Annotated in this window: 11 protein-coding genes; 9 read left to right on the forward strand and 2 right to left on the reverse strand. The window is 65.3% G+C overall.

The features are described 5' to 3' along the window. Positions 1-190 precede the first annotated feature (190 nt). The 3 genes from OA2633_RS11565 (at position 191) to OA2633_RS11575 (ending at position 6,041) form a co-directional block, all read left to right on the forward strand. Positions 191-517 carry a DUF4212 domain-containing protein gene (locus OA2633_RS11565; protein WP_009802739.1) on the forward strand — a complete coding sequence of 109 codons (327 nt, stop codon included), beginning with the start codon at positions 191-193 and terminating at the stop codon, positions 515-517. An 11-nt stretch (positions 518-528) separates the two neighbouring features. Continuing rightward, positions 529-2,469 carry a sodium:solute symporter family protein gene (locus OA2633_RS11570; RefSeq protein ID WP_009802740.1) on the forward strand — a complete coding sequence of 647 codons (1,941 nt, stop codon included), beginning with the start codon at positions 529-531 and terminating at the stop codon, positions 2,467-2,469. A gap of 152 nt (positions 2,470-2,621) precedes the next feature. Then, positions 2,622-6,041, forward strand: a complete 3,420-nt coding sequence (locus OA2633_RS11575; protein ID WP_009802741.1) for an ATP-binding protein — start codon at positions 2,622-2,624, stop codon at positions 6,039-6,041. Here OA2633_RS11575 and OA2633_RS11580 read toward each other — a convergent pair. Beyond that, complete coding sequence (locus OA2633_RS11580; RefSeq protein WP_009802742.1) at positions 6,038-6,700, reverse strand: response regulator transcription factor; 663 nt, start codon at positions 6,698-6,700, stop codon at positions 6,038-6,040. The two genes, OA2633_RS11575 and OA2633_RS11580, sit on opposite strands and share 4 nt — an antisense overlap. Before the next feature lie 194 nt (positions 6,701-6,894). Here OA2633_RS11580 and OA2633_RS11585 point away from each other — a divergent pair, with 194 nt between their 5' ends. Beyond that, the gene (locus OA2633_RS11585) at positions 6,895-8,235 is read left to right on the forward strand and encodes a DcaP family trimeric outer membrane transporter (RefSeq protein WP_083783268.1); all 1,341 of its coding nucleotides are present in this window, start codon (positions 6,895-6,897) and stop codon (positions 8,233-8,235) included. Positions 8,236-8,366: 131 nt separating this feature from the next. Here OA2633_RS11585 and OA2633_RS15525 read toward each other — a convergent pair whose 3' ends face one another. Continuing rightward, positions 8,367-8,981, reverse strand: a complete 615-nt coding sequence (locus OA2633_RS15525; RefSeq protein WP_009802744.1) for a TetR/AcrR family transcriptional regulator — start codon at positions 8,979-8,981, stop codon at positions 8,367-8,369. A gap of 173 nt (positions 8,982-9,154) precedes the next feature. Between OA2633_RS15525 and OA2633_RS11595 the strand changes: the two genes are divergently transcribed. The 5 genes from OA2633_RS11595 (at position 9,155) to OA2633_RS11615 (ending at position 15,360) form a co-directional block, all read left to right on the forward strand. Further along, complete coding sequence (locus OA2633_RS11595) at positions 9,155-10,228, forward strand: hypothetical protein (protein ID WP_009802745.1); 1,074 nt, start codon at positions 9,155-9,157, stop codon at positions 10,226-10,228. Between the two features lie 51 nt (positions 10,229-10,279). Then, entirely contained in the window at positions 10,280-11,056 is a 777-nt protein-coding gene (rsmI, locus tag OA2633_RS11600) for a 16S rRNA (cytidine(1402)-2'-O)-methyltransferase (RefSeq protein WP_009802746.1), read from the forward strand. A 132-nt stretch (positions 11,057-11,188) separates the two neighbouring features. Further along, positions 11,189-13,237: a S9 family peptidase gene (locus OA2633_RS11605; RefSeq protein WP_009802747.1), complete on the forward strand. Its 2,049-nt coding sequence runs from the start codon at positions 11,189-11,191 to the stop codon at positions 13,235-13,237. 120 nt (positions 13,238-13,357) lie between these two features. Next, positions 13,358-14,137, forward strand: coding sequence for a glucose 1-dehydrogenase (locus tag OA2633_RS11610; RefSeq protein WP_009802748.1), 780 nt, complete (start codon positions 13,358-13,360; stop codon positions 14,135-14,137). Positions 14,138-14,148: 11 nt separating this feature from the next. After that, positions 14,149-15,360 (forward strand): kynureninase, encoded by a 1,212-nt coding sequence (locus OA2633_RS11615; RefSeq protein ID WP_009802749.1) that lies wholly within the window; start codon positions 14,149-14,151, stop codon positions 15,358-15,360. The last annotated feature ends 15 nt before the right edge of the window (positions 15,361-15,375 follow it).

A 15,375-nucleotide genomic window follows, 5' to 3' on the forward strand; every position in this document is an offset into this window, starting at 1 on the left:
GCGCGGCAGGCACAGGTCTGGCCGAGTTGGCATCTCGCTGATGTGATTGTGGAAACTGTCCTGAGCAGCGCTCTGGGGTGCGAGGGCGCCGCAAGACAGGCTTCGACCAATGTCGGGCTGCCCGCTCTGCGTGAGGCCTGACACCTTCTTGGTCATACGGGGAAAACCCCGATGAAAAGGGAGGAGCACGATGGCTGAGACAGACCATCCCACCGGAGGCGAGCCGCCGAAAGGGCCGCCCGGTGATCACATGATTTCCGAGTCCAAGTTCAAGAAATACTGGCGCGCGAACCTGAACCTCATGGGGGTTCTGCTCGCGATCTGGTTCATCGTGTCCTACGGCTTCGGAATCCTGTTCCGCGACGTTCTGGACAACTTCTCCATCGGCGGCGCGCCGCTGGGGTTCTGGTTCGCGCAACAGGGCGCGATCTACGTCTTTGTCATCCTGATCTTCGTCTATTCCGCGATGATGCACCGCATCGAGCAGAAGTTCGACGTCGATGATGACGAAGGATAGGGGAGGGGATCATGGAAGCGACCGTATTGGGTCTGCCGTCGACCCTGTTCTGGACGGCCTTTTTCGTCATCGGCACTTTCGGGCTCTATATCGGCATCGCCGTCTGGGCTCGCGCTGCATCCACCGATGATTTCTACGTGGCCGGGCACGATGTGCACCCGGTCTTCAACGGCATGGCCACCGCCGCAGACTGGATGAGCGCTGCCTCCTTCCTGTCCATGGCGGGCATTGTGGCGTTCTCGGGCTATGACGGCTCGGTCTATCTCATGGGGTGGACCGGCGGTTATGTGCTGCTCGCGCTCCTCTTGGCGCCCTATCTTCGGAAGTTCGGCAAGTTCACCGTGCCCGACTTTGTCGGCGACCGGTATTACAGCCAGGCCGCCCGCATCGTGGCGGTGATCTGCGCGCTCTTCATCTCCTTCACCTATATCGCCGGCCAGATGCGCGGGGTGGGCATCGCCTTCTCCAACTTCCTGGGCGTGGATATCACCATCGGGGTGATCATCGGGGCGATCATCGTGCTGTTCTACGCCGTGCTCGGCGGGATGAAGGGCATCACCTACACCCAGGTGGCGCAGTATTGCGTGCTGATCTTCGCCTATACGGTCCCGGCGATCTTCCTGAGCCTGTCGATCACCGGCACGCCGCTGCCCCAGCTGGGCTTCATCGGCAACACCGCCGACGGCACGCCCTTGCTGGTTGATCTCGACCGGACCTTGTCCGAGCTCGGCTTCGCGTCCTATCTGGACGGACAGAAATCGATGATCGACGTCTTCGCCATCACGGTGGCGCTGATGGTCGGCACGGCAGGCCTGCCGCACGTGATCATCCGCTTCTTCACCGTGCCCAAGGCGTCCGACGCCCGCAAATCCGCCGGTTGGGCGCTGGTGTTCATCGCCTTGCTCTACACCACGGCTCCGGCGGTTGCGGTCTTCGCCCGTTCGAACTTCATCGAGACGGTCAATGAGAGCGTGTATTCCGAGGAAGTGGCGCGCGGCGACGCCCGGGCCTCCGCCATGGGCGAGGATGCGACCCCGCAATGGTTCTACAACTGGGAGAATACCGGCCTTCTGGAGTTCACCGACAAGAACGGCGACGGCCGGATCCAGTATCGCGCCGATCCCGAAACAAACGAGATGACGCGTCTCGACCGTGACATCTTCGTGCTGGCCAATCCCGAGATCGGCGGCTTGCCGGGCTGGGTGATCGGCCTCGTGGTGGCGGGCGGCCTGGCCGCGGCGCTGTCTACGGCGGCGGGTCTTCTGATGGTGATCAGTTCGGCCGTGTCCCACGATCTGTGCCGCAAGGTGCTGTTCAAGAACATGTCCGACACCCAGGAGCTGCTCGTGGCGCGTCTCGCCGCGGTGGGCGCGGTGCTGGTGGCGATCTATGCCGGCATCAATCCGCCAGGCTTTGTGGCCGCGGTGGTGGCGTTCGCCTTCGGTCTGGCGGCCGCCAGCTTCTTCCCGGTGATCTTCCTCGGGATTTTCTGGAAGCGCATGAACAAGGAAGGCGCCATCGCCGGCATGCTGATCGGTCTGTCGATCACGGCCGCCTATATCGTGCACTTCAAGATCGGCTTCAGCTCGGTCGTGCTGGGCGTCGTGGCGCTGATCATCGGCATCGTCCTTCTGATCATGCACTTCGGCCTCAAGGAGCAGGGCGACACCCGCGCCATGCTGATCGGGTCGATCGTCTTCGGACTGATCTTCCTGGGCGGCGTGTTCGGGGTGCTGCCGGACTTCGCCATCGGCACGGCGAACCAGTGGTTCCTGGGCGTTTCGCCCGAGGGGTTCGGCGCCATCGGCATGGTCATCAGCTTCGCGGTGTCCATCATCGTTTCGCTGGCGACCAAGGCTCCGCCAGAGGATGTGCAGAACATGGTCGAGGAGATCCGACTGCCGTCCAAGGCAGCGCATGTCAGCCATCCGGGAGCGGCCCCGGCTGAATAGCCGACGTCTCTCTCCCTGCAATCGGCGCGGCGGCCTTCGGGCCGCCGCGTTCGGTTTGAGAGCCGGCTCTGGTCAGGCGGGCAGCAGTCCGGCTATCGTTCAGAAGAGTCCGAGCATACCAAAAGACACGGACGGACAGGGGAGGAGGCGACGTGCCGCTCAGTCTCGCGCTTGGGGTGCTTGGCGCCTATGTGGCCCTGCTTTTCGCGATCGCGGCCTGGGGGGATGCGCGCGCGGCCCGGTTCGACCGCTCTTCCCGCCGCCGCGCCGTGCTCTACACCCTGGCGCTGGCGGTCTATTGCACCAGCTGGACCTTCTATGGCGCGGTGGGCGAGGCGGCACGGGCGGGCTGGGATTATCTGCCGATCTATCTGGGGCCGGCGCTGGTCTTCCTGCTGGGCTTTCCGATCGTTCGCCGGCTCGTGGCGCTTGGACGCGAGCATGACACCAGCTCGATCGCGGACTTCCTGTCGCTGCGCTACGGCAAGTCCGCTGCCGTCGGCGCGCTCGCCACGCTGGCGCTGCTTCTGGCGTTGATTCCCTATATCGCGCTGCAGCTCAAAAGCGCCGCCGCCTCGCTGGACTTGCTGACCGGTGGGCCCCTGGGGCGGGGCTGGGGGCTGCCGGTGGCTGTCAGCCTGGCGGCCTTCGCCATGGTGTTCGGCCAGCGTCATACCGACACCGCCGCCAGCCACCGGGGGCTTGTGCTGGCGGTCGGGTTTGAATCCATCATCAAGCTCGTCGCCATGCTGGCGGTGGGCTGGCTGGCGGTCGAGGTCTGGATCCACCTGCCGCAGGAAACGCGCATGCAGACCCTGGCGCAATCCTCGCTCAGCCTTCCGGGGGTGGATTTCCGGTTTCTGGTCCTGACCCTGCTGGGCGCCTTTGCGGCGCTCTGTCTGCCGCGGCAGTTTCACATGATGGTGGTCGAGGTCGCCAAGCCCAGCGACGCCAAGCTCTCGCGCTGGGGCTTTCCGGCCTATCTGGCGCTGGTCGCCATTCTCGTGCCGCCCATCGCCTGGGCCGGCTCCACGCTTCTGGGGGGCTCCAATCCGGACGCCTATGTGCTGGCCCTCCCGCTTGAGCTCGATGCTCGCTGGCTGGCTGTCCTGGTCTTTCTGGGCGGGTTTTCGGCGGCGGCGGGCATGGTGACCATCACTGCGCTGGCCATGTCGACCATGCTGGTGAACAATCTGGTGGGCCCGCTCTTCCTGGCCGAAGCGCGCCGCAGCGATCTCGCCAAACGCTTCCTGATGTGGCGGCGCGCCTCGGTGCTGGGGCTTGTCGGGCTTGCCTATCTCTTCCATCTCGGGCTCGACCGGCAGGCAGCGCTTGCGGGCATTGGCCTGGTCGCCTTCGCCGGGGTCGCCCAGCTCGCGCCGGCCCTGCTGTTCGGCCTGTACTGGCGCAAGGCGAACCGCGCCGGCGCCCTGGCGGGCATGGGCGCAGGGCTCGGGCTATGGGTCGTGCTGATCCTGATCCCCAGCTATGCCGGCGCGCCGCCGCCGGCGCCGGCGGGTGTGGATCCGTTCGCCTTCGCCTCCATGGCGTGTCTTGCTGCGAACATCATCGCCTTCATAGTCGCGGTCGCCTTCTCCTCGACCGGTCTGGTGGATGAGCTGCAGGCGGACGCCTTCACCGGCGCCCGCCCCTTGGAAACCGCGCCCGCCGCGGGCGCCCGGATTTCCGATCTTGAAACCGTCCTCATTCGGGTGCTGGGCGCGCCCCAGGCCGAACGGGCGCTGGATGACCTGTCGCGGGCGGTGGCGCGAACCCTGCGCTCCGGAGACGTGCTGACGGCGGCCGTGGCGGGCCTTGCCGAAGCCCGGCTGGCGCGGGCCGTGGGCGCGGCTTCGGCGCGCATCCTGATGACGCGCGTCCTGCGCGGCGCCCGGGTCAGCCCCGGTGATGTGGTCAAGCTGATCGATGAAACCGCCGAGCAATTGCGCTCCTCCGAGGACCGGCTGAAGGAAAGCGAGCGCTCGATCCGGTTCTACACCGACAATCTGCCGGTGCTGCTGAGCTATGCCGACCGGGATTACCGGCTGCGCTTCGCCAATCGCGGTTATCTGGATTTCTTCGATCTTGATCTCTCCGCCATAGGTCAGCCGCTTGAGTCCTTCATGTCTGCGGAGGAGTACGCCCTGCGGCGTCCGCACATGGAGGCGGCTCTGAACGGCGAGCGGCAGGTCTTTGACATCTCGCGCAGAAAGGGCGGCGGCCGGGCGCGCTCCTGGCAGGTGGTCTATCAGCCGCGCCTGGAGGATGGCGAGGTGGTGGGCTATTTCGGCGTCTACCAGGACAACACCGCCCGCCGCGAAGCCGAACAAGCGCTCAAGCGGGCCTATGACCTTCTGGAGACCCGGGTCGAGGAGCGGACCGCGGCGCTGAAGGCGGAAAGCGAGGCCCGGCTTCAACTGGCGCAGGACCTGGAAGTCGCCCGCCGGGAAGCCGAAGCCGCAACCCAGTCCAAGACGCGGTTTCTCGCCGCGGCCTCACACGACCTCCTTCAGCCGCTCTCCGCCGCCCGGTTATATGCCGGCGCGCTGGAGGGCGCTCTGGGGGAGGGCGGCTCGAGCGAGAACCGCAATCTCGCCCATCAGATCGAACGCGCGATTGATCACGCTGACCGCTTGTTGCGGGCGCTTCTGGATATTTCGAGGCTGGATGCCGGCGGAGTCTCGCCACGACCCAGCGTCTTCGCCATCGATGAACTGATCGAGGAGACCGCCGCCCAGTTCCAGGGGCGCGCCAAGGCCAAGGGGCTCACGCTTCGGGTGGTGAAAAGCCGCCTTGCGGTCTTCTCCGACCGCGGCCTGATGACGAGCGTGGTGCAGAACCTGATCGCCAATGCGGTGCGCTACACCCAGCAAGGCAAGGTGCTGGTCGGGGTCCGGCGTGCGGGCGATCAGGTCCGGTTGCAGGTGATCGATACCGGACCCGGCATTGAGCCGGACCGGCAGGCGGCGATTTTCCGCGAGTTTCATCGCGGCGCGGTCGGGCAGGGCGAGGATCAGGGCCTGGGGCTGGGTCTTGCGGTCGTGGACCGGATCTGTGCGTCTCTGGGGCACAAGATCACGCTCAGGAGCGCCCTGGGAGAGGGCGCGCTCTTTGAGGTCGTGCTGCCGCGAGCGGCGTCCCGGGATACTTCCGCCAGCCCGCCCGCACGGCGCCGGCCGGGCGATCTGCAGGGGCTGACGGTGTTGTGCGTCGATGATGATCCGGACGTGCTTCAGGCGCTGGAAACCCTGCTCGAGCGTTGGGGCTGCGAGGTGCGAGGCGGGCCGGATATCGACACCGCGCGCGCCGCCTTCCCTGTGGTGGGGCCTGACCTGGTGATTCTGGACTTCCAGCTCGAGAACGAGGTGACCGGGCCCGAGGTCTATGACGCCCTGTGCGCGGAATGGGGCCGACGCCCGCCCGGTCTGCTGGTGACAGCGGAACGCAGCGGCGCGGTCGAGGAGGATGCGTTGAAGTCAGGGCTGGAGCTGGTGCGCAAGCCAGCATCGCCAGCGGTGCTGCGCGCCAGCCTCAGTTCACTGAAACGGCGGATGGAGACGCTTCAGCCCTAGACCGATTGCTCGGCGGGCGGCTCCACATTCAGCGCCTGGGCCACCAGAACCGCCTGGGTGCGGTTGATGACGTCGAGCTTTCTGAAGATCGCCGTCACATGCGCTTTCACCGTGGCTTCTGAAATGCCCATGTCGAAGGCGATCTGCTTGTTCAGCCGGCCGGCGGCCAGACCGTGCAGCACGCGCATTTGCGCCGGGGTGAGCTGGGCGATCCGCGCGGCGGCCTCCGCCGCTTCCTGCGCCTGCGGGTCGCCGCTTTCATCGGGCGCCCAGACATCGCCATTGAGCACGGCGGTCAGCGCTTCCACGAGCTGGTTCATGCTGGCGGTCTTGGGGATGAAGCCGGACGCGCCAAACTCGAGCGCGCGCGCCGCCACGCCTGGCGACTGGCTTGCGGAGATAACGACCACCGGCGCGCTGGGATGGTTTTTCCTGAGCTCGGCCAGGCCGATGAACCCCGAGCTGTCAGCCATGTGTAGATCCAGGCAAACCAGATCGGCGCGTCCTTCATCGAGCGCCTTGAGGGTTTCCGCCAGCGTGCTGGTCTCCACAAGCGCGCGTCCGGGAGCGGCCTTGCTGACCGCCGTACTCAATGCGCCGCGAAACAGGGGGTGGTCATCGGCCAGGATGACCCGGCCCTGTGCGCTCTGTGTTGTCACACACGCCTCCTCAAATGGATCGAGACCCTAATGCACGTCGGCATGCGTCGTCGTCTCGGCAAAAAGTAGCACATGCCAAACGCTAACTTTCGACGAACGTCCCATACCGTCCGCCCCTCTGTACAACGATACTTTCATAATAAAGCCGAAAAATCGGCACGGGCCACATGGCTATCCTTGGGAGGGACAACCTTATGACTACGCTTGGTTTTCGAAGTGTACTCGCCGCCACAGCGTCTGCGCTGGTGCTGTCGGCGGCCTCGCAGGCGCAGGACGTGACCGCGCTTGAGGAACGACTGGCGGCGCTGGAGGCCATGGTGGCCGATCTGCGCGGCGAGCTCGAGGAAGCGCGCGCCCAGGCGGACGCCGCGACCGACCGGGTGATCGAGATAGAACAGCGAACGGCGTCCGCGCCGGCCGCGCCAGCCGCCTCTTCTTCGGCGGACCGTGGCTTCATGATGGGCAACACACAGGTGACCTATGGCGGCTATGTGGATCTCGACGCCCATGTCACCGATCTGAGCGATGGTGATTTCGGGGCGACCTCGATTGCCCGGGACTTCTATATTTCAGGTGCGACCCCGGTAGGCGGTTCGGGCGATGGCGAGACCGATTTCGATTTCACCGCCAAATCTAGCCGTTTCTTCTTCGCCACCTCCACTGAATCCGACATCGGCACGGTGACGGGCCGGATCGAGTTTGACTTCCTGGGCTCCGCCAGCGGCGATGAGCGGGTGTCGAACTCCTACAATCCGCGCCTTCGGGTCGCCTGGATGCAGCTGGGCAACTGGCGCATCGGTCAGGACTGGTCGACCTTCACCAACACGGCGGTGATCCCGGAAAGCGCCAGCTTCCTTGTGGGCTCTGACGGCATGCTGTTCGGTCGTCAGGCCCAGATCCGGTACACCAATGGCGGCTTCCAGTTTGCGCTCGAAAATCCGGATACGACGGTGACGCCCTTTGGCGGCGGCGGCCGGATTGATGGCGGCGACGGCGCCTTCCCGGATGTGGTGGCGCGCTACAACTGGAGCGGGGATTACGGGGCGATGACCGTGTCCGCGCTGGGCCGCAACCTCGCCTATGAGGGCGGCGGCGTGGACGGGAATGCGTTCGGCTGGGGCCTGAACTGGTCGGGCAAGCTCAATCTGGGCGAGGGCTCCGACCTGCGCTTCTCGCTGACCGGCGGGGAAGGCATCGGCCGCTATATCGGCCTGAACGCCGTGAACGGGGCGGTCGTCAACGCGTCCGGCGATCTGGAAGCGATCCCGGTCTATGGCGGGCTGGTGGCCTGGCGTCAGGCGCTGGGCGACGGCCGTCGCCTCTCCATCGGCTATTCCATGCTGGAAGCGGATAACGACATCACCCTGACGGGCACGAGCGTGACCAAGAGCACCTGGTCCGCTTTCGGGGCGTATTTCTTCCCTGTTGGCCCGGTGACCGTCGGCGCCGAACTCCTGTTCGGGGAACGCGAGCTGGAAAACGGTCAGAGCGGCACGATCACCCGCGCCACCCTGTCGACCAAATATCCCTTCTGATGCCTATGAGTCCCGCCGGTTATCGGCGGGACGCTCCCTCGAATCAGAAGGCTCCCCTGCGCTGGCGTCAGACATCAACCAGCGCGTCCTTTTGCGGCCGGCGCCCCTCATGCCGGCCGCATTTTTATACGCTATTGCAGCTCAGCGCGGCTCTGGCAGTCGTGAAACACCAGGTCGAGCCGACGATGCAGCTGCTGGCGGGCCAGCTCGGGGTCCCAGGCGTGGATGACGCAACGGCGCAACACGCCCAGATACAGATCCAGAAGGCTTTCGGTCAGCAGGTCCGGGCAGTCGCGAAGAACGTTCGAGGACGTCTGGGCCGCGCCATTGAGCAGGTTGCGCACTGGCGACCAGGCCGCTTCCAGACTGACATGCAGTGTCTTGAAGTCGGATTCATTGGTCAGCCAGTTATGCCCGATCGCCGCGCGGAACAGCTCCAGGTCCTCGATATGCCGGGCCAGATGCAGATCCAGCAGAGCCTTGATGCAGCTTGGCAGATCGCCATCCTGGCAGGCGGCCAGGGAAGCGGTTTCCTCTCCGAGGCGTTCGAAGTCGTCCGCCATCACCTCGCACAGCAACGCGATTTTTGTGGGCGCGGCGTTGAGCACGGTGCCCGGAGACACATCAGCCGCCCGTGCGATGTCGACAATCTTCGCCCGGTCATAGCCTTGCGCGTGAAACTCCTCCCGGGCCGCCCGCAACACGGCGGCGCGGGTCGCGGCCTTGCGTTGCGCACGTTTCGTCATTGGCAGGTCCATTTGATCGCCTGTCTTGTTCTTGTACTTGCATCAGATGTTCGCCACCGGACGGCGGCGCTACATTAAAGCCTGTTAATGTGACTGAGCCAAGCAAGGTGTGCGCAATGCGTTGGCGCGCAAAGATTGCAGAGCCTTGATGACATGCGGATTTCACGAACGCCATGAGTGAACGCTTCGATCTTGTGATACTCGGCGCCGGCTTGTCCGGACTGGCGCTGGGGGCGGCCATGGCCCAGTCCGGGCGGCGATTGCGCACGCTGGTCCTGGAGCCTCGGGAGATCCGCCCCAATCCGCGACAATGGGTGTTTCCGACATATCCGAGCCATGCGCTGCGCCGTTATGAGGCCGGCCGGCTGACGGGATTCGAGGTGGAAAGCCTGAACGGGGCGGTGCTGCATCGCCCACTCGACCGGCTGGTGCTGGCGCGGGTGCCGGCTCAGACGGTCCAGGATGCGGCGCTGGACCTCATGGCGTCTGAACCACGATTGGTGCTGGAGACAGGCGTGCGGATCGATCAGATCCGGCGCTCGCGCTCCCGGGTTCTGGTCGATACCGGCATCGGCGTCATCCGCACCAGCTGGCTGGTCGATACCCGTCCGCCCGAGGATGTGGGACTGCCTGCGGGCCGCGGCGTGCAGCTGTCCACTCTGGTTTCCGCGCCGCTTGATGGCGGTCTGGACGAGCGGGTCCGGATCAAGCTCGCCAGTGCGGACGCCCCCCTGCTCGATCAATGGATTCTCAGCCGCGATCATGCGGTGCAGGAGCAGGCGCGGTTCACGCTCGCTCCACCATCCAGTCCGCCCGCAGCCTTGCAGACGGATCGATTGCAGGAGTGGGGCGTCCCGACCGATTCGCTGCGCCACGCTCAGGGGGTCTGGCCGCTCGCCTATCGCCCGCTCAGACGCGGCGGCGGACGGGTGATCCTCGCGCCCGCCGACGCCTATGGCCTGCGCTTTGCGCCCGGCATGGCGGCGGTGCGGCTGCATCGCTGGGCGCAGATCCAGGCGCGGCGACTGAGTTACGGGCTGAGCCTCTACGCTCCGCCGCCGCCCCCGCATTCGGCGCGGCTGTCGACCCTGCGGATAGAGGCGATGATCGCGCGCAGTCCAAGGCAGGCGGCGTCTGGCCTGCATGCGCTGCTCTACGAGGCGCCGGCGGATGGCGTGATGCGGACACTGTCCGGAACGGCCAGCTGGAGCGATTTGATGCGCGCCTGGCGCTCGGGCTCCTGGTAGGACGCAGTCTGCAGCGCTGTTCTCCCACGCTCACGGCGCTAGGATGACTGAATGACTGATTCCGCACAGACCGCTGATCTTGATGCGCCGCCGGAAACCGGGCCGCGCCTGGTGCTGGTGACAACGCCCATCGGGAATTTGGGCGATATCACCCCGCGCGCCTGGGATGTTCTGCGTGATGCGGACGCCATTGCCTGCGAGGATACGCGCGTCACGCGGCGTCTCCTGGATCAGGGCGGGATCACCGACAAGCGACTGATCGCCTGTCATGACCATAACGAACAGGCGAGCGCGGCTGGGATCGTCAAGCTGATCTCCGATGGCGCGACCGTGGCGCTGGTCAGCGATGCGGGCACGCCCGCCATTTCCGATCCCGGCTATCGCGTCGTGCAGGCGGTGATCGAGGCCGGTCTTGAGGTCAGCGCCGCGCCAGGCGTGTCGTCTGTCATCATGGCGTTGTCGATTTCGGGTTTACCCACCGACCGTTTCACCTTCATCGGCTTTCCGCCACGCAAGTCCGGCAAGCGCAAGGCGCTGTTCGAGACCTATGCCAGCCTGCCCGCCAGCCTGATCCTGATGGAAAGCCCGCAAAGACTGTCCGAAACGCTGGCGGATGCGCGTGAGGTTCTGGGCGATCGCCGGGCCGCTCTGTCGCTGGAATTGACCAAGCGGTTCGAGCGGGTCTGGCGCGGAACGCTGTCCGAGCTGGAAGCGCGCCTGTCCGATCCGCCCAAGGGTGAGGCGGTGGTTGTGATCGAGGGCGCCGAGGACGTGCGCGAGAAAAAGAACAAGTACGCCGAGTTTTCCAAGGCGCCGACCCGCGAATAAGACTTCATTAGGAATTGCAGCATGCTGGCGCTTTCAGGCGCAGCATGCGTGACCGCTGTCCCTGCCGACTTCGCCTCGACGGAGCGGTGAGCGCGTCTATAGTCTGCTGCGAGTTCACCAAGGAGTATCGTCATGAACCGTCCACTGTTCACAGGCGCTCTGGGGGTTGCTGCAGCGGTCGCGCTTGGCGCGCCGTCTTTCGCGCAAGAGCCTCTGACGCTGGAAGACCTCTTCGAAATCCGACAGGTGTCCGGCGTCGACATTTCGCCCGATGGCGAGCAGGTCGCCTTCACGCTGTCCGTGCCGCGCAATGTGGTGGCGGGTGAAGAGGATGGCGCGCCCAGGGCCGAGCTGTATGTGGCCTCCGGCCCCGATGCGGCGCGTCTGTATGTCAGCGATGAGAGCTATATCAGCGGCGCGCACTGGTCGCCGCAGGGCGACGGGCTGACCTATCTGACCCGCCGCGATGGCGATACAGGCTCGGCGCTCTATGAAATCCCGGTGGATGGTGGTCAGGCGCGGCGCATCTTCGCCCATGACGCCTCGATCCAGTCCTATGTGATCGCGCCCGATGGGGAGACCCTCTTCTTCATCGCCCGCGACAAGGCGGATCCGGTTCAGTCCGAGCTGCGCGATCGCGGCTTCATGGCCAATGTGTATGAGGAGAATGACGTGTTCTCCCATGTCTGGCGCGCGGATCTGTCCGACACGGACGCCGAGCCGGTGCGTTTTGATCTGCCTGGTCATGCCTCATCGCTGGTGCTGAGCGAGGATGGCTCGCGTCTGGCCGTGGCGCTGGCGCCGACCACGCTGGTAGATGACTCCCTGATGGAGCGCCAGTGGCATGTGGTGAACGCTGCGAATGGCTCGGTCGTCTCCACGATCGAGACCGAGGGCAAGATCGGCATGGCGGCGTTCTCGCCAGACAGTGCGCGCCTGGCCTTCATCGCGGCGGCGGATCGCGCCGACCCGACCGCCGGGACCCTGCATGTGGCGGATGCGGCGAGTGGCGAGTTCCGCGCCCTTGCGCGCGACGCCGAGCAGCATGTGAGCCAGCTTGCCTGGATCGACCGCGATTCCATTCTGACCGTCGCCAGCGTGGGCACGGGCACGGCGCTGGTCGAATACAATATCAATGGCCGCGAAGAGCGTCGCACCCCGACCGAGGCGGGCGTGATCTCTGCCATGGATTATGATCGCGATGATCGTGTGCTGGCGACGACCATCCATGCCGCCACCCATCCGCGCGAACTGTTCGTGGGCGACCGCCGTCGTCTGAGCCAGTGGACCGATCACAATCCGCAACTCGCCAATATCGCCTGGGGTGATCAGCGCGTGTTCGAATTTGAAGCCCGTGACGGCGAGCGGATCGAGGGCGTTCTGGTGACCCCGCAGGGCGACGCGCCCCAGGGCGGGTGGCCGATGATCATGACCGTGCATGGCGGCCCCGAAGCCCATGACAGCAATGGCTGGGTGAACGGCTATTCCAATCTCGGCCATATCGGCGCGGGTCAGGGCTTTGCGGTGTTCTATCCCAACTATCGCGGTTCGACCGGCCGCGGTGAGCGCTTCGCCAAGCTTGATCATCTGGATGCGCCGGGCGAGGAGTTCTGGGATCTGGTGGACGCGATCGGCGCGCTGTCAGAGGCCGGAATCGTGGACGCGGACCGCGTCGGCATCACCGGCGGCTCCTATGGCGGCTTTGCGTCGGCCTGGGCTGCGACCGTGGCTAGCGAGCATTTCGCCGCCGCCGCCCCCTTCGTGGCGCTGACCGATCTGATCAGCTTTTACGGCACGACGGAAATTCCGATCGAGATGGTGGATGTGCACTTCATGCAGCCGCCCTGGGCGGACTGGATGAACTATCTCGAGCACAGCCCGACCTATCATGCGCCGGGGTCGACCACGCCGACGCTGATCCTGCATGGCGAGGCGGATACGCGGGTGGACACCAGCCAGTCCTTCATCCTCTATCGCATCATGAAGCAGACCTCGGACGCGCCGGTTCGGCTCGTCACCTATCCGGGCGAAGGCCACGGCAATCGCCGCGCCGCCGCCCAGTATGACTACGGTCTGCGCGTGCAGCGCTGGATGACCCACTACCTGATGGGCGAAGGCGGCGAACCGCCGGCGCCGGAGCTGGACTTGGCCGAACGGCTGGGTCTGAACGACGCCGAGTAAGCGTTCAAGGAGGGAGGCGGAAACGCCTCCCTTTTTCGTTGCAGGCGCCCCCTCGCCATCGCCATCGTCCAACGCTAACGTGCCGCTTAACGCATTAAGTGACGTGAACGGGAGGAAATCATGTCCGAGAAAGACCTGTCGCTGGAAGGCCGTGTGGTTCTCGTCGCCGGGGCCAGCCGCGGTATTGGCGAAGCCGCCGCCAAGCGCATGGCGCGCAATGGCGCGATGGTGATCTGCTCGAGCCGCAAGATCGCCGATTGCGAGCGCGTGGCCGAAGAGATCAAGGCCGAGGGCGGCAAGGCGCGCGCCATGGTGCTGCATCTGGGCGAGGCCGAGCATCGCGAAGCGGCGATGGCCAGCATCAAGCAGCATGAAGGCCGGCTCGACGTGCTGGTGAACAATGGCGCGACCAGCCCCTATTTCGGTGAAGCCAAGGACACGCCCGAGGACGCCTGGGACAAGACGTTCGACGTGAATGTCAAAGGCCCGTTCTTCCTGTCCAATCTGGCGATCAACACCTTTATGAAGGATCAGGGCAAGGGCTCGATCATCAATGTCGCCTCGATCAACGGCATGCGGCCGGGCTATTTCCAGGGCGCGTATTCCATCTCCAAGGCTGCGGTGATCTCCCTCACCCAGGTGCTGGCGCAGGAATGCGGACATCTGGGCGTGCGCGTGAACGCGCTCTGTCCGGGCCTGACCGAGACCAAGCTCGCCTCGGCGCTCACCTCCGATCCGAACCTTGCCGACATGATGAACCGCAATTTCTCCATCAAGCGCGTCGGCCAGCCTGAAGACATGGCCGCTGCGATCCACTTCCTCGCCAGCGACGCATCAAGCTATATGACGGGCCAGAAATTCGTCGTGGATGGCGGCATCACCGAGCGTGGTCCGCTGTAAGGGGGACTTTTATGCTGACGCGCGAGGCCTGCGAGGCGCTGGACCGGACCGATCCGCTCAAGGACAAACGCGATCTGTTCGCACTGCCCGAAGGCGAGATCTATCTTGATGGCAATTCGCTGGGCGTGCCGCCCAGGGCGGCGCTCGCGCGTTTGCGGGAAGCCTCTGAAACCGAATGGGCGAAGGGGCTGATCCGCTCGTGGAACGATGCGGGCTGGATGGACTTGCCGCTGACCCTGGGCGCCAAACTCGCCCGGCTTGTCGGTGTTGATCCCGAAGAGGTGATCGCGGTCGATACGGTCACGATCAACCTCTTCAAGCTGGCGACCGCATTGTTGGCGCGCGATGGCGGCGCGATTGCGGCGGAAGCGGGTGAGTTCCCCACCGACAACCATGTGATGGAGGGAATCGCCAAAATCACGGGCGCACCCATGCATCGCGTGGCGGCGAATACGCGCCCCAAGGACCTGCCCGAGGGCGTGACGGTCTTCATCAAGTCCGCCGTGCACTACAAGTCCGCCGAGATCGCGGATTTCGAAGGCTATGAGCGCGAAGCCAGGGCGCGCGGTCTCAACATCATCTGGGATCTCAGCCACGCCACGGGGCTGGTCGACCTCAAGCTCAAGGCCTGGGGCGCGCGCTATGCCGTGGGATGCGGCTATAAATTCCTGTCGGGCGGGCCGGGCGCGCCGGCGTTTCTGTATTGCGCTGAAGATCAGATCAAAACGCTCGAACATCCGGTGTCGGGCTGGCTGGGGCACAAGCGCCCCTTCGGCTTTGAAGACGCCTACGAACCCGACGACACCATTGTGCGCTGGCGCACCAGCTCGCCCTCCATTCTCGCCCTGTCCGCCCTTGATGGCGCGGTGAGCGCCTATGACGGCGTGGACATGGCGCTGGTGGAAGCCAAGGCCATCGCGCTGGGCGATATCCTGCTGGAGAAGGCCGAAGCGCTGGGCCTCGAGCATGCCTGTCCGGGCAAGGGGCAGCGTCGCGGCGGCCATGTGGTGCTGCGCCATGAGCAGGGCTACGCCATTGTTCAGGCGCTGATTGCGCGCGGGATTGCCGGCGATTTCCGCGCGCCGGATCTGATGCGGTTTGGCTTCAACCCCCTTTACAATTCCTATGTCGAGGTGTTTGAGGCCGCCGAGGCGCTGGCCGATGTGATCGGGACGCGCGCCTGGGACAGGCCTGAATTCCTCGCCCGCAAGGCGGTCACCTGAAGCCGCTTGCCCGTT

This window comes from Oceanicaulis sp. HTCC2633 (assembly GCF_000152745.1).
Taxonomy (GTDB): Bacteria; Pseudomonadota; Alphaproteobacteria; order Caulobacterales; family Maricaulaceae; genus Oceanicaulis.